The 25,570-nt window shown below is 56.8% G+C and carries 23 protein-coding genes, 1 tRNA gene and 1 other RNA gene; 17 read left to right on the plus strand and 8 right to left on the minus strand.

Annotation, left to right across the window (positions count from 1 at the left end; translation table 11 throughout):
* Window positions 1-214 precede the first annotated feature (214 nt).
* From CVU69_07495 to CVU69_07515, 5 genes are all read left to right on the plus strand, one after another.
* Window positions 215-1,546, plus strand: a complete 1,332-nt coding sequence (locus tag CVU69_07495) for a hypothetical protein (protein ID PKN12322.1) — start codon at window positions 215-217, stop codon at window positions 1,544-1,546.
* A 218-nt stretch (window positions 1,547-1,764) separates the two neighbouring features.
* Entirely contained in the window at window positions 1,765-1,974 is a 210-nt protein-coding gene (locus CVU69_07500) for a hypothetical protein (protein ID PKN12323.1), read from the plus strand.
* Window positions 1,974-2,249 (plus strand): addiction module toxin RelE, encoded by a 276-nt coding sequence (locus tag CVU69_07505; protein ID PKN12324.1) that lies wholly within the window; start codon window positions 1,974-1,976, stop codon window positions 2,247-2,249. The genes CVU69_07500 and CVU69_07505 overlap by 1 nt, the downstream gene beginning before the upstream one ends.
* 212 nt (window positions 2,250-2,461) lie before the next feature.
* Complete coding sequence (locus tag CVU69_07510; protein ID PKN12325.1) at window positions 2,462-4,072, plus strand: hypothetical protein; 1,611 nt, start codon at window positions 2,462-2,464, stop codon at window positions 4,070-4,072.
* 3 nt (window positions 4,073-4,075) lie between these two features.
* On the plus strand, window positions 4,076-4,720 hold the full coding sequence (locus CVU69_07515; protein PKN12326.1) for a YihA family ribosome biogenesis GTP-binding protein: 645 nt from the start codon (window positions 4,076-4,078) through the stop codon (window positions 4,718-4,720).
* Window positions 4,721-4,838: 118 nt separating this feature from the next.
* Here the strand turns inward: CVU69_07515 and CVU69_07520 are convergent, their stop codons facing one another.
* The 3 genes from CVU69_07520 to CVU69_07530 all read right to left on the minus strand — a co-directional run bounded on the left by CVU69_07520 (window position 4,839) and on the right by CVU69_07530 (window position 7,647).
* Window positions 4,839-5,825: an NADPH:quinone oxidoreductase gene (locus CVU69_07520; GenBank protein ID PKN12327.1), complete on the minus strand. Its 987-nt coding sequence runs from the start codon at window positions 5,823-5,825 to the stop codon at window positions 4,839-4,841.
* A gap of 143 nt (window positions 5,826-5,968) precedes the next feature.
* Complete coding sequence (locus tag CVU69_07525) at window positions 5,969-6,694, minus strand: DNA-binding response regulator (GenBank protein ID PKN12328.1); 726 nt, start codon at window positions 6,692-6,694, stop codon at window positions 5,969-5,971.
* Window positions 6,691-7,647: a sensor histidine kinase gene (locus tag CVU69_07530; protein PKN12329.1), complete on the minus strand. Its 957-nt coding sequence runs from the start codon at window positions 7,645-7,647 to the stop codon at window positions 6,691-6,693. Before CVU69_07530 ends, CVU69_07525 begins: the two co-directional genes overlap by 4 nt.
* Window positions 7,648-7,771: 124 nt before the next feature.
* On the opposite strand from CVU69_07530, the gene CVU69_07535 reads away from it, so the two are divergent.
* The 10 genes from CVU69_07535 to CVU69_07580 all read left to right on the plus strand — a co-directional run bounded on the left by CVU69_07535 (window position 7,772) and on the right by CVU69_07580 (window position 17,776).
* On the plus strand, window positions 7,772-8,881 hold the full coding sequence (locus CVU69_07535) for a nitronate monooxygenase (protein PKN12330.1): 1,110 nt from the start codon (window positions 7,772-7,774) through the stop codon (window positions 8,879-8,881).
* Window positions 8,882-8,951: 70 nt separating this feature from the next.
* Window positions 8,952-9,027: transfer RNA gene (locus CVU69_07540), tRNA-Met, on the plus strand.
* Window positions 9,028-9,144: 117 nt separating this feature from the next.
* Window positions 9,145-10,272 carry a Nif3-like dinuclear metal center hexameric protein gene (locus CVU69_07545; GenBank protein PKN12450.1) on the plus strand — a complete coding sequence of 376 codons (1,128 nt, stop codon included), beginning with the start codon at window positions 9,145-9,147 and terminating at the stop codon, window positions 10,270-10,272.
* Between the two features lie 43 nt (window positions 10,273-10,315).
* Window positions 10,316-11,023: a hypothetical protein gene (locus CVU69_07550; GenBank protein PKN12331.1), complete on the plus strand. Its 708-nt coding sequence runs from the start codon at window positions 10,316-10,318 to the stop codon at window positions 11,021-11,023.
* Between the two features lie 24 nt (window positions 11,024-11,047).
* Window positions 11,048-11,427: RNase P RNA component class A (gene rnpB, locus CVU69_07555), an RNA gene on the plus strand.
* A 51-nt stretch (window positions 11,428-11,478) separates the two neighbouring features.
* The gene (locus CVU69_07560; protein PKN12332.1) at window positions 11,479-12,024 is read left to right on the plus strand and encodes a hypothetical protein; all 546 of its coding nucleotides are present in this window, start codon (window positions 11,479-11,481) and stop codon (window positions 12,022-12,024) included.
* A gap of 20 nt (window positions 12,025-12,044) precedes the next feature.
* Window positions 12,045-13,091, plus strand: a complete 1,047-nt coding sequence (locus tag CVU69_07565; protein PKN12333.1) for a TIGR00730 family Rossman fold protein — start codon at window positions 12,045-12,047, stop codon at window positions 13,089-13,091.
* A gap of 100 nt (window positions 13,092-13,191) precedes the next feature.
* Entirely contained in the window at window positions 13,192-15,837 is a 2,646-nt protein-coding gene (locus tag CVU69_07570; GenBank protein ID PKN12334.1) for an aminopeptidase N, read from the plus strand.
* Window positions 15,834-16,718 (plus strand): NAD(P)-dependent oxidoreductase, encoded by an 885-nt coding sequence (locus CVU69_07575; protein PKN12335.1) that lies wholly within the window; start codon window positions 15,834-15,836, stop codon window positions 16,716-16,718. Before CVU69_07570 ends, CVU69_07575 begins: the two co-directional genes overlap by 4 nt.
* Entirely contained in the window at window positions 16,715-17,776 is a 1,062-nt protein-coding gene (locus CVU69_07580; GenBank protein ID PKN12336.1) for a sensor domain-containing diguanylate cyclase, read from the plus strand. The genes CVU69_07575 and CVU69_07580 overlap by 4 nt, the downstream gene beginning before the upstream one ends.
* Before the next feature lie 104 nt (window positions 17,777-17,880).
* Here the strand turns inward: CVU69_07580 and CVU69_07585 are convergent, their stop codons facing one another.
* Entirely contained in the window at window positions 17,881-18,804 is a 924-nt protein-coding gene (locus CVU69_07585) for a cation transporter (protein PKN12337.1), read from the minus strand.
* A 68-nt stretch (window positions 18,805-18,872) separates the two neighbouring features.
* Between CVU69_07585 and CVU69_07590 the strand changes: the two genes are divergently transcribed.
* Entirely contained in the window at window positions 18,873-19,085 is a 213-nt protein-coding gene (locus tag CVU69_07590) for a hypothetical protein (GenBank protein PKN12338.1), read from the plus strand.
* A 2-nt stretch (window positions 19,086-19,087) separates the two neighbouring features.
* Window positions 19,088-19,768, plus strand: a complete 681-nt coding sequence (locus CVU69_07595) for a hypothetical protein (GenBank protein ID PKN12339.1) — start codon at window positions 19,088-19,090, stop codon at window positions 19,766-19,768.
* Here the strand turns inward: CVU69_07595 and CVU69_07600 are convergent.
* From CVU69_07600 to CVU69_07615, 4 genes are all read right to left on the minus strand, one after another.
* The gene (locus CVU69_07600) at window positions 19,761-21,170 is read right to left on the minus strand and encodes a sigma-54-dependent Fis family transcriptional regulator (protein ID PKN12340.1); all 1,410 of its coding nucleotides are present in this window, start codon (window positions 21,168-21,170) and stop codon (window positions 19,761-19,763) included. The two genes, CVU69_07595 and CVU69_07600, sit on opposite strands and share 8 nt — an antisense overlap.
* Before the next feature lie 122 nt (window positions 21,171-21,292).
* Window positions 21,293-22,009, minus strand: a complete 717-nt coding sequence (locus CVU69_07605) for a hypothetical protein (GenBank protein PKN12341.1) — start codon at window positions 22,007-22,009, stop codon at window positions 21,293-21,295.
* A gap of 152 nt (window positions 22,010-22,161) precedes the next feature.
* Window positions 22,162-23,061: a hypothetical protein gene (locus CVU69_07610; protein ID PKN12342.1), complete on the minus strand. Its 900-nt coding sequence runs from the start codon at window positions 23,059-23,061 to the stop codon at window positions 22,162-22,164.
* Between the two features lie 218 nt (window positions 23,062-23,279).
* Window positions 23,280-25,568, minus strand: a complete 2,289-nt coding sequence (locus CVU69_07615; protein ID PKN12343.1) for a hypothetical protein — start codon at window positions 25,566-25,568, stop codon at window positions 23,280-23,282.
* Window positions 25,569-25,570: the final 2 nt, after the last annotated feature.

The raw sequence follows: 25,570 nt of genomic DNA on the forward strand, positions 1-25,570 counted from the left end.
GTCTCAAGTAGGGTATGCCGGTCATGGTTGTGGTTGTTCTGCAACAAAATAAAAAAGCAGTTTACAAAATCGCAACAACTGTCACCAACATGTAACTTGTTTGCTCATCATGATTGCGGTAGAAAAGTTTTTCCACTGTTTATGTTTATAGTGCCGCCGGTCGTCTTGAAAAACGCGGCGGAAACTCGATCAACCAATCACAGGAGGCAACAACATGAAGAAACAGATGAAATGGCTTCTCGCGGCTTTGGCTCTCGCAGCCCTCGCCACCCCGGCATTCGCCGTCACCGCTGACATGACCGGTACTCTGGCGGTGCGTGGCATCATGACCAACAACTTTGATGCCAATGATGACGCTCAGGATCATGGCAAATTCATGGATCAGCGCTTCCGTCTCTTCACCAGCGTTGCCGCCAACGAGAATGTCAAAGCTGTCCTCGGTCTGGAAGTTGACAATGTCATCGGTCGTACCGACAAGGCTGGTGCTTCCACAACTTACACTGTCGCTGGTACTGTTCCTGCTCCTACCACTCCTGGCACAATCACTATCCCCGGTGCGGCTGCCGGTAAAGACCTCGGCGCCATGGGGACCGACAAAACCGCCGCCCTCGAAATCAAGCACCTCTATCTTGACTTCAAGATTCCGAGCCTCGGCGCCAATGTTAAAGCCGGCTCGCAGCCCTTCAACTTCGGCCGTGGCATGGTCATCAACGATGACGCTGCCGGCCTCGTCTTCACCATGCCCTGTCCGGCAATTCCGGACAACAAGCTGGAGCTCTCCTGGATCAAGACCAGTGAGGCAACGTCTGCCAGCGGCGAGGATGATGGTGATTTCTACGGCGCCAAATACGCGATGAAAGTTGCCGGCATCGGCGTTGCCCCTTATGCCGGCTACTATACCGCCGGGGTTGGTGCTCTGACCAAGAGCGAAACTGATGCCGCCTTCTTTGGTGTCGATGTCGACGGCAAAGCCGGTCCTTTTGGCTATGCTTTGACCGCGATCTACAACAACTGGAACAACGCCACCACGGACGGCAGTTCGCTCTCCCTCTACGGTAAAGGCACCATGGCGATGGGTGACACCACGCTCAGCCTCGAAGCCGCCCGCATGGGTGACGATAAAAATGGCGGCAACTCCATGAGCCTGGCGCAAAATGCCGCGACCGGCCCGGTTGTCAATGTTTCGGAGATCACCACCGGCGGCATGTACACCTCCAACAGCTCTGGCGTTGCCAACATTGGCGGCGCTGCGACCCTCTACACCACCAACTGGCTGTATGTAAAAGCCGGCGTTGTGCAGAAGCTCAGCGATTCGATGAAAGTTTCTGCTTATCTTGCTCACATCGCCCAGGCCGAAGATTCCAGCCCGACTACTGATGCAAAAACCATCGGTCAGGAAATCGATGCCTACTTCGACTACACCATCGTCCCAGGTCTTGGCTTCAATGTTATGGCCGCCTACCTCCTCGCCGATGACGATATCAGTGCTACCGGCAATGCTGACAACGCGTACAAACTTGCTACCAGCTTGAACTACAAGTTCTAATTGTCGCCGCAAGGCGCATGTGCTACAAAAAGGCCGGGCATTTTGCCCGGCCTTTTTGCTTAAGGACGGGTGAGTCGGGGGTTTTTACTTCACCACCCCCCGGCCCCCTCCTTAAAAAAGGAGGGGGAGGTTATGCGAACTGCGTTGAAAATACCTTTAGAGGTTCCCTTTGGGAGCCTGAAGAGCTAAACTGCACTCCTCACCTTCTGGAGGCACCTATGTCAGTCAACGTCAAATTATCGGAAAGCCTGGTCGACCAGGCGCGGCGCACCGCCCAGATCCAGCACCGCTCCGTCCCCAAACAGATCGAATACTGGTCGCAAATTGGCAAGATCGCCGAGGAAAACCCTGACCTCCCCTTCGCCATGATTCGCGATATCCTGATCGCCGATCAAGAAGAGCCGGTCGGTGAATACCGGTTCGGCTGATGCGTTTACTTGTCACTCCAACTTTTGAGCGCACGGTCAAGAAACTGCATCCCCGGCAGAAAGCCGACCTCGATGCGGCCATTCGTGTTATTGCCAGCCATCCGGAATCCGGCGAAGCCAAGTGTGGCGACCTGATTAACGTCCGGGTTTATAAGTTTCGCCTGGTGAACCAGCTTTGCCTGCTGGCTTACCGTATCCTGGATGCCGAGAGCCTGAAACTTCTCGCCGTCGGCCCGCATGAGAACTTTTATCGCGACCTCAAGCGGGTCGAATGATTTGTAGGAGCAGGCTCTAGTCTGCGACGATCGCGAGCAGGAGATCACGAAGCGTTAAGCCTAAAAAGGCAATTAGCCGCTGATAAGTTCGGATAAAATCTGATAAAAGTTCATTGTGTTGACCCGTTATTTGTCTTTATCCGTAGTTATCCGCTTTTTTCAGCGGCCAAATGATTTTTCAGTTTAAATTCCCCTTCAACTTCGGAGATTTTATGTTGCGTACTTTACTCCTCCTCTTGCTCCTCCCGGTCGCTGCGACGGCCACGGTCCTCCCGGAAAAGCTGGCAACGGACTTCGCCCCCATCGACGGCGTTGTCGTGCTGGCAACGCCGGAGCAGGTCCTGATCGATCGTGATGCCGCCAGTGGCATCGTCGTTGGGGACCTCTTTGCCATCCTGACGCCGGGCGCGCCGATTTTTCATCCGACCAGCGGGGCCATCCTCGGCACCAGCCAAAGCGTCACCGGTTGGCTGCGGGTGGCCGGGGTGCGCAGTGGCTACAGTGAGGCAACGTTGCTGCCGGCAAGTGCCATGGCGACGATCGGGGCTAAAATCAGCCGCTTTACCGAAGCCGAAGCGGTCTTTATCGATACGCCCGGCAGCGCCGCCGACCTTTATCCGCAGCTGCAGAGCGCCCTGCCGCAGGTGCGCTGGCTCGGCTACTTCCGCAGTCCGGCGGTGTTGCCAGCCTCGAGCCAGACGCCGCGCCTCCTCTTTACCGCCGCTGACAACACCCTCGAAGTGCGGGAAGAGCGCAGCGGCCTGTTGCGCCGTTATCCCCTGGCCCTTCCGGCCCCTGTCGCTGCGCCGGTGGTGAAAACGATTCCAGCAACCAGTTCCAGTGGTTACTGGAACGGTCCGGCGCAAAAGGGCGTGGCGCGCGCTCTGGAGATTGCCGATCTGGACGGTGACGGCCGCTTTGAAACGATCACCGCCACCCATCACGGCATCGAAATCGGCCGCTTTAGCGGCAAAGAGTATCAAAAGCTTGCCGAGCTCAACCTCGGCCTCAGTCACAACATTCTGGCTGTCGATGCCTTCGACAGTGACAGCGACGGTAAAATGGAGCTCTGGGTGACTGCCAACCGCGAGACCGAGCTCGATTCGCTGGTGCTGCTCTGGGATGGCAAGAGTCACATCAAGGCGGTCGCCGGACATTTGAACTGGTGGCTGCGGGCGCTCACCCTCCCCGGTGCCGGCCGTACTTTGCTGGCGCAGAAGATGGGGGCCGAAGACTTTAGCGGCGCGATCACGCAGATCGCCCTGCACAACGGTCAGATCAAGACGGCGCCGGCCGCCCTCCCCGCTCCTCTTTCGCTGTATGGCCTGGCGCGTCTCGGCACCCCGGACAATCCCCTGACGGTGCAGCTCAACGCCTACGACAATCTGGTTGTCCGGGCGGAGAATGGTGAAGTCCTGCAGGAGTCGGACGGAATCTACGGCGGCAGCGAAGCCTTTATCCCCCGACTCGATCCCCTGCGTCATAGCAGTAATGATGAAGTCCGTTATGTTTACCCGGCGCCGCGTTTGGAAGTGGTGGGGAGCAACACCTTCCTTGCTCCGGCCAATATCGGCTCGCGCACCTTCAAGCGGCATCGCCTCTTCAAGGAATCCCGTCTCGATCTTTTGCAGTGGGACGGCGCCCAGCTCCGCCCCCTCAGCAGCGGCCGCGTCGAAAGTGGTTATCTGGTCGATTACCGCTACGCCGATATCGACAATGACGGTCGCAAAGAGCTGGCGTCTCTCCTCGTCACCGCCCGTCCCGGCCTGACCGGCAAGGGGCGTTATCTGATCGTCGTCAATGAAACAGTCTTACCGGAGTAAAATATGATTATCCGCTCGACCGCCTTTATCAAGAGCGCCGTCAACCCCGAAGCCTATCCCGACCCGATTCTGCCGGAAGTCGCTTTTTGCGGGCGCAGCAACGTCGGCAAGTCGTCGTTGATCAACATCCTCGTCAACCGCAAAAGCCTGGTGCGCACCTCGTCGACGCCGGGGCGGACGCAGTTGATCAACTTCTTTACGGTCAATGACACTCTGAGCCTGGTCGATCTCCCCGGTTTCGGTTATGCCGAGGTGCCGCTGCCGGTAAAGAAGGCCTGGGGGCCGATGATGCGCACCTACTTTGAAGGGCGCCCGAGCCTTTGCGCCGTCATCCTCCTTTTCGATATCCGCCGCACCCCGCGCGAAGAAGAGCTGATGCTCATCGACTGGACACGGCAGTACGATATCCCTCTGATCCCGGTGGTGACCAAAGCCGACAAGATCACCAAGGGGCAGCGCGCCCAACATGTCAGGGATATCGCTGCAGCCAGCGGCATAAATGCCAGTGAGTTTACCCTCTTCTCGACGATCAGCCGCGAAGGGAAAGACGCGATCTGGGCTCGCATCGAAGCAGCAACGGCCGGCTTTGAGTTGTCGCGAGAGAAGGGGAGCGAGAGCAGCGAGGAAGTGGGCAAGCTGGAAGAGTAGGAGCGGGCTCCAGTCCGCGATCATCGCAGGCAGGTGCCTGCTCCCACAAACAATCACCAAACAAAAAGAGCGCAACCCGCCGTGGGTTGCGCTCTTTTTGTTTGGTATGAAGAAAAAATCAGGCGACCTTGAGGACAATCTTGCCGAAATGCTTGTCCTCTTCCATCATCTGCTGGGCAGCGACCACCTCTTCGATCGGGAAGACCTTTTCGATGATCGGGACGATGCTGCGATCGGCAAATTTGGGGAGGGCGGTCTTGATGAACTCGGCAGCAATTTCGCCTTTGTCCGCGACCGGCCGGGAGCGCAGCACCGAGCCGATGATCTGCTGGCGCTTGACCATCATCAGGGCGATGTTGAGCTCGGCCTTGATGCCGCTGATCACGCCGATACTGACCATCCGGCCGGCATAACCGAGGGAGTTCATGTTTGGTGCCAGATACTTGGCGCCAACATGGTCGAGGATGACATCGACCCCCTTCTTGGCAGTGAACTCCTTGATGACCTCGGTGAAGTCGGGGGTGGTGGTGTAATCGATGACGAGATCGACGCCGAGAGCTTTAACCCGCTCGATCTTGCTCGGGTGGGCGGTGACAATGATCTTGCACGTCGGTGTCAAAGCTTTGACGAGTTGGATAGCTGCAGTGTTGACGCCGCCGCCGCCGCCGTGCAGTAAGACGGTGTTGCCATCCTTCAGGCCGCCGATGATAAAGACGTTGAGAAAGGCGGTGATGTACGACTCGCAGACGCAGGCTGCTTCTTCAAAACTCATCGTCGCCGGGATGGGGATGAGATGACTGGCGTAAGCGACGGCATATTCGGCATAACCGCCACCACCGACCAACGTCATCACCCGGTCACCGACCTGACAGTTGCTGACTCCGGTGCCGAGTTCGGCGACGGTGCCGGCAACTTCGAGGCCGAGGATGGGGGAATCCCCCGGCGGCGGCGGATAGTTGCCGGCACGCTGCACGAGATCCGGGCGATTGATCGAGGTGGCGACGACCTTGATCAGAACCTGTCCTTCTTTGACCATCGGTTGTTCGGCTTCGCCGACGGACAAAACTTCTACTCCACCGAATCCGCTCATGAGGACTGCTTTCATGCTGATCTCCTTTTGAATGATTTATTGGGGCAATCGGGGCGCGCGATAAAAGTCACCACCCCTAACCCCTCCTTAACAAAGGAGGGGGACTATAAGCTTTAAGCTCCCCTTCTTATTCAAGGAGGGGCTGGGGGTGGTCGAATTTAGTTCTTCTCCTCCCGCGGTTTCTGCCCGCTGCGGACAAAACGATAACCTCTCCCCCGCTCGGTGAGAAAATGGACGGGGCGCGACGGGTCGAGCTCGAAATATTTCCGCAGCCGCACAATAAAGTTGTCGAGAGTGCGGGTTTCACTGTCCGGTGACACCCCCCAGACCGATTCGAGAAGTTCGGGGCGGGTCAAGGTTTCTCCTTCGCGGCTGAAGAAGATCTGCAGCATGCGCACTTCCAGTTCGGTGAGTTCGACGGCCCCGTGTGCGGTCTTGGCGCGGCGGCCGCGAAAATCGACCTCATTGGCACCAAAGGCGTAGCGCTCGGTCGTCCCTGCTTCCGGGCGATACCATTCGGAGCGGCGCAGCATCCCCTGCACACGCAACAGGAATTCGGAGAGGTTGAAGGGTTTGGTCATATAGTCGTCAGCGCCGAGTTCGAGGCCGCGGACCCGGTCATCTTCATTGCCGCGGGCAGTGAGGATCAGAATCGGCAGGCGTTTATTCCTTTCCCGAATCTGTTGGCAAATGCGCAGTCCGTCCATATCCGGCAGCATGAGATCGAGGACGACCAGAGAGAAACGACCGGTTTCGAGAGCGGCCAAGGCCGCTGTCCCGGTCTCGACATGAAGAACTTCGAAACCGTCGGCTTCGAGGTTGAAGAGTATCCCCTGGGCAATATGGGTTTCATCCTCCACCAAAAGGATCTGGGGTCGGTTCATGCGTTGCTCTCCGGGGAGTTGAGGGGAAGGCGGATGTGGACGGCGCAGCCCTGCCCGACCCCGGCGCTCTCCATCCAGACTTTACCTTGATGATGGCGAACCACGGTCTGGACAATAAAGAGACCAAGACCGCTGCCGCGAATATTTTCATCTTTGCGCCGGGCGCGATAGAACATATCAAAGACCTTGCTGATCTCTTTACGCTCCAGACCTCGCCCGCAATCGGCGACAACGAGGTGGGCAAAATGGCCGTCCCGTTTGAGGGAGACGGTGATGTTCGGTGAGTCGTCGGAATAAAGGACGGCATTCTCGACCAGATTGCGCAGCGTCGTCTCCAGGGCTTCGGTTTCGCCGAGAATCTTCAGGCCCTCTTCGATATCGAGCGTCATCACCCCGGCCCGCGGCAGTGAATACTGGCGGGGGCGAAGATAGCCGCTGACCAGGACCGAGAGATCGATCGGCACCAGGTGGAGCCGGGTGTCGCGCTGTTCAAGGCGATTGGTGGCGAGGAGGTTGTCGATGAGGCCGCCGAGACGTTCAGTATCGCTGAGCATGGTGTCGATAAAGATCTCAAGTTTTTCCGCTGGCGGGCGGCGCAAGCGGATCGTTTCGAGATGAAGACGCAGCGAAGCGAGGGGGGATTTGAGTTCGTGGGTGACCTGGGCGACAAAATTCTTCTGGGCCTGATTGAGGGCGACCTGCCGGCGCCAGAGATGATGAATGACATAAACGCTGACAAGGAGGAGAGCGAGAAGAAAGAGTCCTTCGACGAGAATGAACCAGTCGGCTCCGGAAGGGAGGACGACCGGGCCGTACTTCTGCGCCAGCTTACCGAGGCGCCGCTGGTTGCGGACAAACCAGATGATCCAGGATGCGACCAATCCGACCCAGAGAATCTGGATGGCGATGATCATCATCAGTGGCGTATAAAGGGAGCGAAAGAGGCTGTTCATAGGACTTTTTACCATTGTCGCCGTTTACCGGCAAGAACGAAGTTTTACAGAACTATTACATTAAGAAGAAAAACTCCGTGGTAATCTCGTAAGGATAATAAGCAGCCCTTGCGAGGAACCCCGAATGAAAGCATTAAAAATTGGTCAATATACTCTCCGCTTCCCCCTGATTCAGGGGGGGATGGGCGTACGCGTTTCCGGCGGCAGTCTCGCCGGCCATGTCGCCCGTTGCGGCGGCGTCGGTCTGATCGCCACCGCCGGTCTCGGTCTCAACAGTCGTCACTTTGACGGGCGCAATTTTTTCACCGCCGACCCCGCCGCCCTGCGCGACGAATTCGCCAAAGCCTACGCCATCGCCCCGGACGGGATCGTTGGTGCCAACTGCATGGTCGCCGTCACTAATTACGACACCATGGTGCGCGTCGCTTGCGAAGCTGGCGCCAAGGTGATTGTCAGTGGCGCCGGACTCCCTCTTAACCTCCCCGCCCTCACCGCCGATTTTCCGCAGGTGGCGCTGGTGCCGATCGTCTCCTCCTTGAAGGCGGCAGAACTGATCGCCCGTAAATGGCACAAGGCCTATAATCGTCTGCCCGATGCCGTTGTCGTCGAAGATCCCGATACCGCCGGCGGTCACCTCGGTGAAAAGATGGAGAAGATCGGCAGCGGCGAATACGATCAGTATGCCACCGTCCGTAGCGTCAAGGACTATTTCCGCACTGATTGGCAGGTCGAGATGCCGGTCATTGCCGCCGGCGGCATCTGGGACAGGGCGGATCTTCTCCATGCCCTGGCCGAAGGGGCTGACGGCGTACAGATGGCGAGCCGTTTTGTGACGACCGTCGAATGTGACGCGGCCGATGCGTTCAAGCAGGCCTATATCAATTGCAAAAAAGAGGATATCGGTCTGATCATGAGCCCGGCCGGTCTGCCGGGGCGCGCGATTATCCCCAATTTCCACAAGGTGCGCGAACGCGACGTGACGCTGGGACAACGCTGCCCCTCTGGCTGTCTGAAAAAGTGCGCCTACAAAGAGACGCGGGAGCGTTTCTGTATTGTTCACGCCCTTGATCGCGCCCAGCGTGGCGATGTCGAGACCGGCCTGGTCTTTTGCGGCACCAATGCCTGGCGCGCCGACCATATCGGTACGGTCGCCGAGATCTTTGCCGAGCTCTTTGATCTCCCCGTCGAGAAGATTGAGGAAAAAGAAGTTTCTGAGGATTGCTGCGCCGGATGAAAAAAAGCTGAAAAAGTAATTTATCCTTGACAGGCTCAAGTTGTCTACATAGACTGACCACTCAATTTTTGGGCCTATAGCTCAGTTGGTAGAGCCACCGGCTCATAACCGGTTTGTCCCAGGTTCGAGCCCTGGTGGGCCCACCATCTTTACCCAAGGTAACTCATGAGTCGAACTGTACCGCTGCAGAAGACATATTTAACCTAGTCATAAAAGAGAGTGCAACTGCTACCCGCAAGTTGCACTCTCTCTTTTTGGGCAGCATGAAACGACGAAATCCCGCCCGCATACAAGACCTCATCGGCCTTATTCACACCGACTACCCCCCTTCTCTGGCTGAGGATTGGGACAATGTCGGACTGCAAGTCGGGGATCCAACTGCCCCGCTCGAGCGTGTTCTGATTGCTCTCGACGTCACCGCAGCGACCCTCTCCGAAGCACAATCACTTAATGTTCAGGCCATTGTCAGCCATCATCCTCTGATTTTCCGTCCCCTGAAAAATATCAGCGCCCTCGACCCGAACAGTCGCCTGTTGATGCAGGCGATTTCTGCCAATCTTGCCATCATCGCTGCTCACACCAATCTTGATTGCGGCGCCGACGGACTCAATGACTGGCTTGCTGCCAAGATCGGAATCCAGGAGATTCTGCCGCTGCAGGGCGCGACTCTCCCCCTGTATAAACTGGTTGTTTATGTCCCGGTCGGGCATGAAGAGACGGTGGAGAGCGCCCTCTTTGCCGCCGGCGCCGGGACGATCGGGGCTTACGATCACTGTTCCTTTGCCAGTGTCGGCACCGGACGTTTCCGTCCCGGCGCCACCAGCACCCCTTTTATCGGCACTCCGGGGGAAGAAAGTACGCCGGCGGAGATCCGTATCGAGACCATCGTCTCCGCCGAGCGCGTCGCCAAAGTCGTCGATAAAATGCATAAAGTCCACCCTTATGAAGAGCCGGCTTACGACCTGTTCCTGCTGCAAAACCGCCGTAACGACCTCGGCCTGGGCCGCATCGGCCGGCTGCCGCAAGCGTTGCCGCTGCACGATTATGCCCGGCAGATCAGTGCTGCTTTAGGGACAAACTCCCTTCGTCTGGTCGGCGATCCGCAACGGCTGGTCCGGAAAGTGGCGTGTTGCGGCGGCAGCGGCGCGTCCCTGATCTTTGACGCGCAGCGGCAGGGGGCAGATCTGCTGGTGACCGGAGATATCAAGTACCATGATGCCCGCAATGCCCTTGACCTCGGCCTTGCTCTGATTGACGCCGGTCACTTTGCCACTGAAGTGTTGATGGTGGCGGGCTTGGCAAAAAAATTACGAGCTGCTGCCCATAGGCGCCAGCTCCCCGTGGAGTTTATCGAATCTGCATCCGGACAAGATCCGTTTTTATCTATCTAACCCGTAACCGGGTACGCTACGAACACCAGCCCAGGAGGAAAATGTGCAAGAAAAATTGATCATTCTCAAAAATCTTCAAGATCTTGATCAGGAATTGAACGATGTCCGCCGGCAACTAGCGGTTCTCGAGAATGAGGCCGGGGAGTTGACGGCCGAGCGGGTGCGCGTTGAGGGGATGGTTGCGACCCTTGGCGAAGATCTTGCCACCCTGGAGAGCGAACTGGCGGAACTCGATTGCGCCCTCTCTGTCGAACAGGACAACGTCGTCAAGGCGGAAGGCCGGCTGCCGGCGATCAAAACGCAGAAAGAGTATGTCGCGGTTCTCAAGGAGATCGATACGGCCAAGAAGGTCAATAAGGAGATTCAGGACCGGACCAAAAGTAAAAACGAAGAGATCGCTGCCCTTGCTGCCGAGAAGGCGGAGAAGGATGCCGAACTCGCTGCCGTTGCCGAGCGCACAACAGAGCGGATCTCCCTGATTCAGGCGCAAATCGACGAAATCAAGGCGAATACCAGCGCCCGTGAAGCACAGCGCAAAGAACTTTTCGGGCAAATCCCGCCATCGCTGGGCAAGCGTTATCAGGTGCTCATCGAGCGGCGGCACGGGGTTGCCGTCGTCCCTGCCCAGAAGGGGGCCTGTACCGGCTGCAATATGCTGTTGCCGCCGCAGCTCTATAATAATCTCTACACCACCCGGGAGATTCTCAGCTGCCCCTTGTGCAGCCGCCTCCTTTATATCGGCGAAGCTTGAGTGTTTTTTTATAAAAAGATGGCTGGAGAAGGACAGACGATCGCCGGTTCCGTAAGGGACGGGAGGAAAGTCCGGGCTCCACAGGGCAGGATGGTCCTTAACGGGGACCGGGGGCGACCCCAGGGAAAGTGCCACAGAGAGAAGACCGCCCGCTCGATTTCGATCTGCGGGTAAGGGTGAAAGGGTGAGGTAAGAGCTCACCAGTTTCGGCGGTGACGTCGAAAGCTCGGTAAACCCCATCCGGAGCAAGACCAAATAGGGGAGCGTTTGAGGACGGCCCGTCCGAAGCTCCCGGGTACGGTTGCTTGAGGCTGTCGGCAACGACAGTCCTAGAGGAATGATCGTCACTGCGTTGCGGGTAACGGCATCACAGAACAGAACCCGGCTTACGGCCTTCTCCGGCCATCTTTTTTAACGTGTCTGCGCGGCACGGTACGGTTATGGATTGTCAGAACATGAATCAAGCTGTTGCCAGCCCTGAACAGCGCTGGAGTCAGATTATTGACTCCCTGCGCAGTGAAGTCGCCATCCTTGACGAGAGCGAGAGAGCATGGATCTCTGCCCGTCTGGCGGCGATCGCCTTGCTCCAGGAAGAGTTGCACGATTGTGTACGGGGGTGTGGCAGCGAAGCCCTGTGCGCCTGCTGCCCGGAGCATTGCTGCGGTCAGGGAAAGAATCATCCCGGCCTGGCGAATATCCTCTTCTACCTTTTGGCCGGAGAGGAGCTCCCTGCGGATTTCAGCGCGCCCTGCCCGCAGCTCGGACCGGCCGGCTGTCTCTTCCCGCCGGCGCGGCGGCCCTTTAATTGCATAACCTTCAATTGTGAGCAGGTAGAAGAGAAGTTGCCCGCAGCACAGCGGCAACGCCTGGCGACGCTGGAAACGGCGCTGCGGGCCCTTTACGAAAGTTTTGCGAGCCGCTATGCCGGGGCGGGTCCGCAGGGGCTGCTGATTCGTGCCGAGACCCTCGGTGCGGCCCCCTTTCTCCGGCGCTGCGATTAAATCCACACCAAGGAGAGCTGATGGACATCCATTTTGATCGGAGTAATGGTGTTATCGATGAACAGATCGATGCGCTGATCGCCCAGGTTGGACTTGCCGGCACGCAAGCGCAGTCGAGTCGGATGGTGCGCGAGATGATCCTTTCGGCGTTAAAGGCGGGACAGGAGATCGCCTACCCCGCCGATCTCAAACTGATGCGCACGACGATGAAAGAGATGCGCTTTACCGCAAAAGTCTTCGGTCCGCACCGCAGCCGCCGCAAGGTGACGATCTTCGGTTCGGCGCGCACCGAGAGGACGGATCCGATCTACCAGAAATGTCTCGATTTTTCCCGCCTGCTCGCCGAGCGCAACTACATGGTGATTACCGGTGGCGGCGGTGGAATCATGCAAGCGGGGAATGAGGGAGCCGGGGCGGAAAATTCCTTTGCCATCAATATTTCTCTCCCCTTCGAACAAAGCACCAATCCGGTCATGGTCAACAGTCCGAATGTGATCACCTATAAATATTTCTTTAATCGTAAAGTCGCTTTTCTCAAAGAGGCGGATGCCGTCGCCCTCTTTCCCGGCGGTTTTGGCACCCTTGATGAAGCGATGGAGACCCTGACCCTGATTCAGACCGGCAAAAACCCGCCGATCCCTTTGGTTCTGGTCGATGATGATCATGGCGGCTACTGGGAGAACCTCTTCAGCTTCATGCGTAACACCCTGCTCAAACGCGGTCTGATCTCCGGTGAAGATTTTGGTCTCTTTACCCTGACCCGCAGCCCAGAGGAAGCGGTGCAGGTCATTGATGATTTTTATCGGGTCTACCACTCCAGTCGTTACATTGGCGAAGATCTGGTTATCCGCACGACCAAAGAGCTGTCCGCACAGGAAGTCGATATTCTTCAGAGCGAATTCAGCGAGATTCTGTCGCCCGGTCAGCGCATCCGCACCTCGTCCGTGGCTCTGGCAAAAGAGAGCGATCAGCCCGATCTTCTCCTCATTCCGCGCTTGATCGTCCCCTTTAATCATCGCAATTTCGGACTGTTGATTGCCTTTATCCGCCGCATCAACTCCTTTTGAGTTGAAGAAATTTGCTCCTTTCCATCCAGAAAAATTGTCCTGCGCCGCTGAACATGCTAATGATTCAAGGGCTGATCAGCGCTATTCTCGAGGTTAGAGCATGAATGGAATTGCCAACCGCACCATCCGGCGTTGTGACTACCTCCCCCCGAACTATCGGGTTGAGAGCGTTGAGCTGACCTTTACCCTCGGCGAGGAAACGACTCTGGTGGTGTCGCGTCTGCGGCTGCAGCGCACCCCGCAGGCGACTGCCACAGCGCTGACCCTGCTCGGCCGCAATCTCGAACTTTTGGCTCTGCGCCGCGATGGCAGCAATCTGGATCCGGCCGCTTATCAGCGCGATGCGGAGACTCTGGTGATTCACGACTGTCCGGCCGCCTTCACCCTGGAGATCGAGACAGCAATCCATCCGCAAGCCAATACCGCCCTTGAAGGTCTTTATCTGTCGAGCGGCCGCTTCTGTACCCAGTGCGAAGCCGAAGGCTTCCGCCGCATCACCTACTTCCCTGATCGTCCCGACATCCTGTCCCGCTATTCTGTGACCCTCATTGCCGACCGTCAGCGCTATCCCGTCCTGCTCAGTAACGGCAATCTTCTGGAGAGCGGCGAACTCAGCGACGGACAGCACTTTGCCCGCTGGGTCGATCCCTTTCCCAAGCCTTCTTATCTCTTCGCTCTCGTCGCCGGCGACCTGGCCGCCCTGGTCGACACCTTTGTCACCCGGAGTGGACGGAGTGTCGATCTGCGCATCTATGCCGAAGCCGCCAACATCGACAAATGTGCGCATGCCATGGCCAGCCTCAAGGAGGCGATGCGCTGGGATGAAGAGGTCTACGGCCTCGAATACGACCTCGATATCTACATGATCGTTGCGGTCGGTGATTTCAACATGGGGGCGATGGAGAATAAAGGACTCAATATCTTCAACGCCCGCTACGTCCTCGCCTGTCCGGAGACCGCCACCGATGCCGATTACCAGTCGATTCGCGAGGTCATCGGCCACGAATATTTTCACAACTGGACCGGCAACCGCGTTACCTGCCGCGACTGGTTTCAACTCTCCCTCAAGGAAGGGCTCACCGTCTTCCGCGACCAGAACTTCTCGGCGGATCTCGGTTCGCGGGCGGTGAAGCGGATTCAGGATGTCCGCACCCTGCGCGCTTCCCAGTTCCTTGAAGACGGCGGACCGATGGCGCATCCGGTGCGCCCGGAGTCGTACGAAGAGATCAACAATTTTTACACGGCGACGGTCTACAACAAGGGGGCGGAAGTGATCGGCATGTACCGCACCCTCCTCGGCGCGGAGCTTTTTCACGCCGGCGTCACCCTGTATCTTTCCCGCCACGATGGTGAAGCGGCGACAATCGACGATTTTCTCCGGGCCATGGAGGAGGTTTCGGGCCGCGATCTCCAGCAGTTCAGCCGCTGGTACACTCAGGCCGGTACGCCGCTGGTCGCGGTGACGCGTCTCTATGATTCGCAGCGCTACCGCTTGACCCTGACCTTCCGCCAAAGCCTGGCGTCGACCCCCGGTCAACCCGAAAAAGAGCTGCTCCATCTCCCCATCACCATCGGTCTGATCGGTCCGCAGGGGGAGGAACTTCCGGTGTGCTGTGACGGTGAAGAACTGCGGCCGGCCGGAAGCCGCGTCATCGAGCTGCAAACGGCGGAAGCGGTGCTGGAACTTGTCGATGTGCCGCCCGGAACCCTTCCTTCTCTGCTGCGCGGTTTCTCGGCACCGGTGCGGCTGCACGATGATCTCGATGAAAGTGAGCGCGCTTTTCTCCTGGCGCACGACAGCGACAGCTTCTGCCGCTGGGAAGCCGGACAGCAACTCTTCACGGATCTGCTGTTGCGCCATGCCGCGGAAAGCGATCCATCCTTGCGGGTTCTGCCCCAGACCCACGCGGTCGCTTATCAGCGTCTCCTCCTCGACCATCATGGCGATCCGGCGCTACGCGCTTTAGCCCTGACCTTACCGACGGTCACCACCCTTCTTGACCTGCAGCTCCCGGCGGAGCCCCTGGCTCTGCACGATGCCCGGCAAGGCTTGCGGATTGCCCTGGCCGAACCGTTGATTGCCGAATTGTGGTGTCTCTATGAAGGATTACAGGAGTGTTCCCCTTATACGCCGGACGGAGCGGCTGTCGGGCGGCGGAGTCTGAAGAATACCGCTCTTGCCATGCTCGCCCGCTGCGATCGCCAGGGGGCAGCCCAGGCTTGTCACCAGCAGTTTTTGGCGGCCGGAAACATGACCGACCGTCTCGCGGCCCTGGCGATCCTTGTCGATGAAGATCTGCCCGGCCACGATGACGCCCTGGCGGAGTTTCACCAACGCTGGCAGCATGATCCCCTGGTTCTCGACAAATGGTTTACTTTGCAGGCGCTGGCGGGCAGCGAAGAGGTCTTCAGTGATCTTCTGCGCCTGCGCGCCCATCCGGATTTCACTTTGCGCAACCCCAACCGGGTGCGTTCCCTGCTCGGTGCTTTTGCTCACAGCAACCCCGGCCGTTTTCATCGCAGCGACGGGCAGGGCTATGAGTTTATCGCCGGCGAAGTCCTAGCTCTTGACCGTTTGAATCCACAGATTGCCACGCGCCTGGCGAGCTCTCTGAGCCGCTGGCGGACCCTCGCTGAACCGTATGGCAGCGCCATGCATCAATCTTTGCAAAGCCTGGCCCGGGCGGGGACGCTGTCCCGTGATCTTGGCGAACTGGTGAGCAAGAGTCTTCGGGAGGAGTTATGAGTACGGCGTTGTTGATTGTCGGCTACGGGGATATCGGCCAGCGCGTTGCTGCCCTCGCGCTGGCAGCGGGGCGGACGGTTTCAGTTCTGGTGCGTTCCAGCGAGAAAGCCGCGGCACTGCGGGCCGACGGAATTGCCGCCGTCTTAGGTGATCTGGACGACACCGCCGCTCCGGTCCGGGAGCTGCATCCTGCCGGGACAACGGTTCTCTACACTGTCCCGCCGCCGGGAGGTGGTGAGTACGATGTCCGTCTGCGTGTCCTGCTCGCTTCCATCGAGCCGGGACAGGAGCCGGAAAAAATTGTTTATCTCAGCACCACCGGTGTCTACGGCGATCAGCAGGGGGCGCTGGTCACTGAAGAGACGCCGACCAAAGCCACCACCAGCCGTGCCCGGCGCCGGCTTGATGCCGAAAGTCTCCTCCTTTCCTGGGGCCGCAATCGGGGTGTGAAGATCGTCACCCTTCGGGTTTCCGGGATTTACGGCGCTAATCGTTTGCCGCTCAATCGTCTCCGGGAGGGGGCACCGGTGCTGCGCAGCGAAGAGTCCCCCTTTAGTAACCGCATTCACGCCGACGATCTTTCCCGTCTTTGCCTCGTGGCTGCCGATCAGGGGGAAGATGGCGAGATTATCAACATCTGCGACGGCGAGACCTCGACCATGACGGACTATTTCAACGCCGTTGCCGATGCTTTTTCCCTCCCCCGGCCGCCGCAGGTGACGATGGCGCAAGCCAAAGAGTGTATGCCCCCCTTGCTCCTGTCCTACTTTAGTGAATCGCGCCGTCTCGATAACCGTCGTATGCGCGAGCGTCTCGGGGGGGAGCTCCTTTATCCTGATCTTGCCAGCGGCCTTGCTGCCTGTAAAAAGGATCTCGTATGACGAGGGAAAACGTCACCTCCCGCAATAGTGGAATGCTCGCCGCCCTGCGCCGGCGTAATGACGAGCTGGAGACAATGGTTGAGCTCGGCAAGGCCCTCACCGCCACCCTGGATCTGAATGAAGTTCTCAATGCGGTCATGACCAGCGTTTGCCAGACGATCAAGGCGAGCACCTGGTCTCTGCTCCTCCTCGACGAAAGGAGTCAGGAACTGATCTTTGAAGTTGTTGTCTCGCCGGCGGCGGAGCGGCTGAAAGGGAAGCGGCTTCCCGCCGGACAGGGGATCGCCGGCTGGGTTGCTACGCACGGCCAGGCCCTGTTGCTGCAGGATGTGCAGCAGGATGGGCGTTTTTGCGCCGAGAATGATCGGGACAACTTTTTTGCCACCCGCTCTATCGCCTGCGTCCCCCTCAGGAGCGCTGACTGCACCCTTGGCGTCATCGAGCTGATCAACCCTTTCGATGAAGGGTTTGTCGAAGACGACCTGCTTCTGCTTGCCACCATTGCCGATTTTGCCGCCATTGCCATTGAAAACGCCCGTAACTATCAACGGATCCAGCAGTTGGTGATCACCGACGATCTCACCGGTCTTTATAATTCCCGGCACATGGCCAGGCTTATCGAGATTGAGGTCGAGCGTGCCGGTCGTTACAATAAGGAACTCTCCCTGGTCTTTATTGATCTCGACTTCTTCAAAACTATCAACGATACCCATGGCCACCTCATCGGCAGTCTGCTGCTCGGCGAATTCGGGGATTTCCTCCGGGATCATATTCGCAAGATAGACTTTGCCGCCCGCTATGGCGGCGATGAGTTTGTACTGATCCTCCCCGAGACCACCAAGGCCGGCGCCTTGATTCTTTGCAACCATCTCCTTGTGGCTCTGCGTCAGCATCATTTTCTTGTCAACACCAACCTCCCCCCGGCGCAGCTCACTGCCAGTCTCGGTATTGCCACCTTCCCGGAAGATGCCACCAACAAGGATGATCTCGTTGCCAAAGCCGACCAAGCGATGTATGTCGTCAAGGCGAACTCGCGCGACGCTGTGCACTGCGCCTGAGCTGTGGCCGTTGAGTTGCAAGTCGGGTTGCCAGCAGCAAACATAGGCGATGACTCCGGGATGCTGTGTCAATGCCGAGAGGCAAAGGTGCCGTTAATCCTTGTTCAATGCCTGCAGCCATTGTCGGATTGATCGCCATGGCCCAATTCCTTGATCAGCGGACCGCCGCTGCAACCCGTGCACACCAGTTGAATGGTCGTATGGTTGATATGAAAACGTTCCTGCAATTGATGTTCAATGCGGTGCAGTAATTCCGCCCGGTTTGCCTCGCTCTCCGGGGTTATCTCCAGATGGGCCGAGAAGGCCGTGATGTGAGAACAGATGGACCAGAGATTGACATGATGGAGATCGATAACCCCGTCGATGGTGCGCAGGTAATCCGCGACCTGGCCCACGCTCAGCCCGCGGGGCGCCCCTTCCATGAGGATGTGAATAGCATCCCGCAGCACCCGCCCCGCCCCCACCAGTATCAGTAATCCGATGGCGATGGAGATGATCGGATCGGCCTGATACCAGCCGGTAAAGTGCATCAACAGCGCTCCGGCAATCACCCCCACCGATGCCGCCGCATCCCCCAGAACATGGAGAAAAGCGCTACGCACGTTCAGGTCGTCCCGGGCGTGGCCGTGCAGACCTTTAGCCGCCAGCAGATTGGCAATCAGTCCGAATACGGCAATGACCAGCATCGGCATGGTCTTCACCTCTTCGGGGGACAAGAACCGCTTGCCCCCTTCGTAAAGGATCAGCAATGCCATCAGTAGAACTGTCAAGCCATTGAGCAAGGCCGCCAACACCTCGGCCCGGTGCCAGCCGTAGGAGTGTCTGCCACTGACCGGTTGTGCAGCGAGTTTGATCGCCCCCAAAGAGAGGAGGAGGGCAAAGAGATCGAGAAAGACATGACCGGCGTCGGAGAGGAGTGCCAGTGAATTGGACCAGAGGCCGCCGGCAATCTCCGCCACCAGAGTCAGGGCGGTGAGGATAATGGCAAAGAGGAGGCGTTTACTGATGCTCTGGTCTATGACTGACATGCAAAAGTCTCCTCATGCTTAAGTTCTCTTGTAAGTGCAAAAAAGGGTATGCATCGCAACATGATCTTATGGTCAGCTTGCAAAAAACAATTTCTTTTTACCGTTTGTTGATTTCTCCCGGCAGACTGCAAAGGACACCTCGCCGCCGCGATCCCTTTCTCCCCTTGACCTGGGTCAAGGGACAGAAAATAAGGATCGCCTATACTCGTGACGACAAAATCGCGCTTGACCATTCACACTTCATCCCCTGCGTCCTGGTTTTCACTGCCGAAAAAGGATAACTATGCGATTCGTAACCTGGAGAAACCTCTGTGTTGGACTATTGTTGCTCTTCGTCTTTCCGGCCGGAGCATGGGCTATTCCCGCCATCACCTGTCACTGTTTTACCGACCGTTCCTATGATCCGGGCCGGCCCACCGGGGCCGACCCTTATTTTCTGGCAACGACTCAAAACGCCTTTTTCGCGGCCGTCTTTGGTGTGGAGAAGAAATCGATTGTCGTCAAGAAACAGCAAGGGGCGGCGGCCGATGACCTCTGGATTGCTTACTGGTTCGCCGCCCAATCTGGAGTTGATCCGGAAAAGCTGATGCAAGAACGTAAAGACAAGGGTTCCTGGCGACCAGTCGCCACTTCGTTGACGATGCCGGGAGAGCGGTTAACGGCAGCCTTGAAGACAGAAGTCTCAGACGAAGAACTGGCGGTTGCGGTGGTCGACGAACTGTTATTGCGCTTTCGTCTTCATGGCAAAGAAGAACTGGCAGGCCTGCGGCAGGCCGGAGCAACCAGCCAGGAGATGATTCTCGCGGCCTTGATCAGCGCCAAGAGCCGCCAACCGGTGAAGCAATTTTATCAGCAAATCAGAGAGGGAGGGACAAGCTGGGGGGAGTTGCTCCAGCGCGCCAGGATCGATCCGGCAAAAATACAGGTAGAGATGGCGACTCTGGTTCAGAAAAGCGTCACCTGAAATCAAGCCCTTTTTTCTTGATCTTCTCAAGCAGGGTGGTGCGATTCAGCCGGAGGAGGTGGGCAGCCTCTTTTTTGTTGCCATTTGTGAGCTGCAGTGCCTTGCGAATCAGCTTTTCTTCAAGATCGCGAATAGTGCTATCAAAGTCGATACCGTCTGGACCGATATGGATTTCCTCCCTGAGCGCAGGAAGATCTGGAGTCAACAGCGGCCTTGGTAGCGCGGCATATTTTTCAGGGAGATCATTGAGTCCGACCGTACGTCCTCCGTAAAGGACGACGAGTCTCTGCATAAGATTTTCCAGCTCACGAACGTTCCCCGGCCAGGGGTAAGCGCGTAAGGCGGCCAGCGCTTCGGGTGTAAAGCCTTGCAGGCGAGCGGTGCGGTTGCGATTAAAGATCTGAGCGAATTTATCGAGTAGCAGAGGAATGTCCCCCTGGCGTTCACGGAGCGGCGCCAGGGTCAGGGGGATGACGCTCAGGCGGTAGTAAAGATCTTCGCGAAAATTTCCGGCAGCAACCTGGGCTTCGAGGTCACGGTGGGTGGCGGCGATAATTCTGACATCGACCGAAACCGGCTCGAGACCTCCGACCGGCACAAAGGTGCGATCCTGAATGACTCGCAGCAACTTGGCCTGAAGATTTGGCTGCATATCACCAATTTCATCAAGAAAGAGGGTGCCGCCATCGGCATACTGGATGTGGCCGATCTTGGTGAGCAGGGCACCGGTAAAGGCCCCCTTGCGGTAGCCGAAGAGTTCACTTTCAAGGAGATCTTCCGGAATAGCGGCACAGTTGATCGGGACGAAATTTTTCAGGCTGCGATGACTGTGGGCGTGCAACGCCCGCGCGACCAGTTCTTTGCCGGTACCACTCTCTCCCTGAATGAGCACGGTGCTGCTATCTTCCGCCAATTTGCCGATGAGTTCGTAAACCTCCTCCATCTGCGACGATTTACCGATGATGCCATAAAATCCGTCGGATTTGCGGACCTTGGCGCCACGCTTCTCCTGATGAAAGAGGAGATCGTAAAAGTAGAGGGCGCGAGCGGTAACGATAACTGCTTCGGTGAAATTGTAAGGGGAGTTGATGTAACAGAAGGCCCCGGCCCGCAGGACTTCGGCAATCTTCTCCTGGTCGCCGAGGGGGACGACCGGCAAGACATGCACCTGACCGTGATGACTCAGGACGAATTTATGCAAGGAGAGCCCTTCGTGCAGAGGAAGGTCAAGACCGATGATCAGAACACAGACCGCACCCCCGGCCAGGATCTCTGCCGCTTCGCCAGGACTGCCAACGGCATGGACAACGCAATCAATCTCCTTGCGCAACCTTCCCGCCAACTCTTCGCGTTGCGACGCAGAGTGCTCAACGAGTAGCACGCTACGCAATTTATCATTCATTGATGGTCGACCCCCTATAAGGCATTGCAGCCTCTCTCCAGGTCCGCTGGAAATAGTATTCCCTCACATAACTGCATATTTCGAAGCTTTTACTAAATAAATTTCAAAATATCTTTGTCTTCTCACCATACGGGCGCGAGATTTTCTTCATTGATATAGCTGCGAATAGCCTCAATCGATTCCGTGCTGAGATCGAGGAACTGGACCCCCATCCCGGTCGGCAGATTTGGGTTCCGGATCATATCAGGGTGATTCACCCAGGCAACACTGGCTTTGCAGCGGATAGCGATGTTGCGATGTGGCAGGACAAACTCTACGATCAGCGGCGTCCCCTCCGCCATCAGATTCACGGTTTCGAGGAATACCCCACCGGTACTCAGGTTGAGAGTGTACTCTGAAAGGAGCTGGCTGCCATTCGGACCGAAATTAACCCGCATCCGTGCTATATACCTGGGGAGTGCTCGTACCTGAATATTGAGATTTTTTTTAGTGATGACGATCAACTCTTCACGGTTGATCGGTTTACGGATCACATCGTCACAGCCGGCCTGCCGGCACCTCTCCAGATCCTCTTCTCTCCCCTCATCCGTGACTATGACCACCGGGATATGCATTGAATTGACATCGGCCTTGATCCGGCGACAACACTCTTCACCACTGATCTCCGGAAGATTAAAGTCAAGAAAGACGATGTCCGGACAGGAGGAAGCGACGACCTCTAACACTTCCTTCCCGGTATATGCAGTCCTCAGCTCAAAGTTGTCCCTGAGGAAAAAGGTTTTTTCCATACCGACAAAAAAGAGTGTCGCATCAGCGAATAAGATAATTTTCTTTTCCACGGCTTGTCTCCTGTGACCTCTGATTTACAGAGCATGCGTAGAACTTCTATGATAATGATCGGAATCGTGCCCCAATAAGTCGGCAGATTTTGTTATTTCACAAACTAAATCTGCACCTGCCCAGCTGAAGTTCATGGATATTTTTACATAAATTATCGGGAATCTCCAGCAGGTTCTTTCCCGACCGAATCAAAAGCCGGCCGGTCATGAATGGAAATCAAGGCCGCAACGACGCGAGGATCGAACTGTGTCCCGACTTTATTGCGGATTTCATTGACCCCTTCCGCCTTGGTCATCTGCGCTTTGTAAGGTCGGGCCGAGACGATGGCGTCATACGCATCGGCAACACAAAGGATTCTCCCCAGAAAAGGAATCTCTTCACCGACGAGACCATCCGGGTAGCCATAACCGTCCATCCGTTCGTGGTGGCTCCTTATGCAGGGAAGAAAGACCTGAAATTTTTGGATGGGGGAGAGAATCGCGACAGCGTTGCCAGGATGCTTCTTGATAAGCTCAAACTCGGCATCCGTCAAGGGATCGACCTTGTTAAGGACGTCGTCATAGGTACCAATCTTACCAATATCATGCAATAACGCTGAGATACTGAGCAGTTCGCGCTGCGCCTCACTTAACCCGAGTTCCTGGGCGAGCAGCAGACTGTAATCCCTGACCCGGAGAGAATGACCCTTCGTCCAGGGACTCTTGGCATCGAGGGCATTGACAAAGCTCAGGATAAGGCTGTCGATAATCTCGATGAGTTCACTCTCGGCGAGATTTTTAATACGCATTTCGTTCAGGTATCGGGTTTTGTATTGAAAGAGTCTGCGCCAGACAGCGTAACCGATAATGCTGGAAATAAGGGGGGAGAAGAAGAGCAGGAGGGTGTACTGGGCACTGACATTCCCCCCGGATGAGGTGATGAGGGTAACGATATCCTGATTGGTTTGGGTATAATTATTATAAAGAAAGCCGAACAGGACCACCCACCCCAAAAATGCGATCATCAACGGAACATAAAAATCGAAATCATTTTTAGAGATCGACAAATCCATAACACTCCTATCTTCGATGAAGCCGGGATCTTGCGACTGTCTTCATCGAACGCAAGATAAGGAACCATCTTGCGGTGTCCCCGTAGTTTTAATCTACTGGATATTTCTATGTAATTTTTTTTAGCAAAAAAAATTTCAGATAAATATATTAGAAATATTGCCAGCTACATGTCAAGTAGAATCAATCTGAAACCATCAGAGATGTGGCCGTCTCGTCATCATCGGGACAGCGCTGCAGGCAAGGTGAAACGAAAACAGCAGCCGTGCCCTCTTCCTTGTGACTCCAGCCAGATTCGGCCTTGATAAAGTTCCACGATCTTTTTCGCCAGCGTCAGCCCCAGACCAGTGCCGTCACTGCCGGGATTGAGCTGGGCAAAGAGTCTAAAGATCCGCTCAGCGTGTTCCGGTTCTATTCCCATGCCATTATCGCAGACGAAAAAAACTGTTTCTCTTTCCAGTTCCTCCACCCCGATCTCGATCCGCAGTTGCGGTTGATCGCCACGATACTTGATGGCGTTTTCAATGAGATTTTGCCAGATCTGTCCCAGCTGCAAGAGATCTCCACGCAGTTGCAGGGGAGAAGCGTCGGTGACGATAGCGGTCTGTTGCTGCCGGAGGGAACCGGCCAGCGTAGCCAAACAGTCGTCGATCAAGGTTTTAAGTTGAACCGTCTCCGCCGGGTTGTCAATGCGGCCGATCTGGGACAGTCGCAAAAGGGCGGCAAGCAAGCGCTCCATCTTGTCGGCGGCACCTTGGATATAAGCCATGTCCTTGTCGATCAGTTCGGTATGGTTGGCAGCGATATCCTGCCGCAGCAGAGCCAGGAAGGATTTGACTGTGATTAAAGGACTTTTCAGGTCGTGAGAAACGATATAGGCGAACTGCTCCAGTTCCTCGTTCTTCTGCTGCAGGGCGGCTTCGGCGGCTTTGCGCTCGCTGAGCCGCTTGGCCACTTGTCGGCGTAATGTCCAGGACCATAACGTAATCAGCGCCAGAACGATGAGCAACGGGATCAGAACAATCGCAGAATACCGCAAGGCAACCCACAGGGTATGAGGAGGTTCCCGATAGTGCGTCAGCCATTTATCTTGAATGCGCTGGTATTCGCCATTGGCTTGCAATACTTGCAACCCTTCGCTGAACTTTGCCAGCAAGGCTTGCTGCCCGGCTTTTACGCTGTAGGCATACTTGCGCTCAAGCAGACTTTTCCGGCCGAGCTGCAGCCCTGCCCAAGCATTTTTTTCGATCAGAGACAGAGCGGGAATCCGTGCGACCAGTGCACAATCATGCTCCCCTTGCACCAATTCCCGCAGAGCTTCTTCCTGGGAATCGACTAGCGTCAGCAGCTCGGTCAGACCGAGGGCCCGCAGTTCTTCGACAATCACATCGCCGCGCTGCGCAATAATCCGCAAACCTGTCAACTCTTCATAAGAATTTGGCGCGGCGATCTCCCCGCGCCGGACCGCGCTCACATAATGGGTCACCAGGTGGGGCGGCCCAAAGTCGAAAATTCGGTCACGTTCCGGGGAATAGAAAATCCCCTGAATAATGTCGATCTCTCCCGCTTCCAACTGTTGCAGAACCGCGTGCCACGATCCAAGACGAATTTCGACATCAAGGCCGCTCTCCGTCGCTATGGCCCGGGTCAGTTCGCTAATGAACCCGGTGGGATTGCCGCGGTTATCGAGGTATTCATAAGGGGGAAAGGCAGCGTCCCCGCCGACGATCAAGCGTTGCCGGGCGGGTAATTGCAGAGCGGCAAACCACTTGGCGTGGAGGCGCTGATAAGTGCCGTCAGCGATGACCAGAGCCAAACCTTCGTTTAATACGGCAAGAGTCGCGCGGTCGCCCTCCTTAACCGCAAAACTGAAATCCTGGCGAAATCCTTCAATGGGGTGGTCAACGACCCGCAGGTTGGGGATTCCACCCTCCTGAATCAGGCGGAGCGCCACCAGCCTTTGCATGACAACAGCGTCATAGTCACCAGTGCTCAGAGCGTGCAGCGCTTCTTCAAAGGTTGGTGTGGTTATCAAGGTGATGCCACGCTCTTCTCGCCGCAGAAATTCTTCGGCATTGTCGCCTTGCATGACAGCAACTTTATGGCCGCGCAAGTCTTCCATGGTGCGGATGGTGCTATTATCAGCGCGCACAACGATAGCGCCATGCAGGGTCATGTAGGGAAAGGTAAAATCGAAGAGGGCTTCCCGTTCCGGAGTGCGCCCGACCAGTGGCAAAGCTTGAATCTCACCGGTTTCAAGCAAAGCTCTGACCTCGGACCAGGGTCCGGTGTGAAAGGACACGTCGCGGCCCATGGCCTTGAGGGCAGCCCGCAGCAATTCCACCGAAAAGCCATCGACCCGGCCGTCGGCAGTGACAATGCTGAAGGGGGGATAATCAATTTCCGCCGCGGACGTCACCGGCGGCTGCGCGCTAACCATCGGCGGGATGACAACCAGTGTCAGCAGAACCATGCTGAAGAGGAGGAAATATTGAAGCCTGCGTGTCATGC

Source organism: Deltaproteobacteria bacterium HGW-Deltaproteobacteria-4, assembly GCA_002841765.1.
Lineage (GTDB): Bacteria > Desulfobacterota > Desulfuromonadia > Desulfuromonadales > UBA2197 > UBA2197.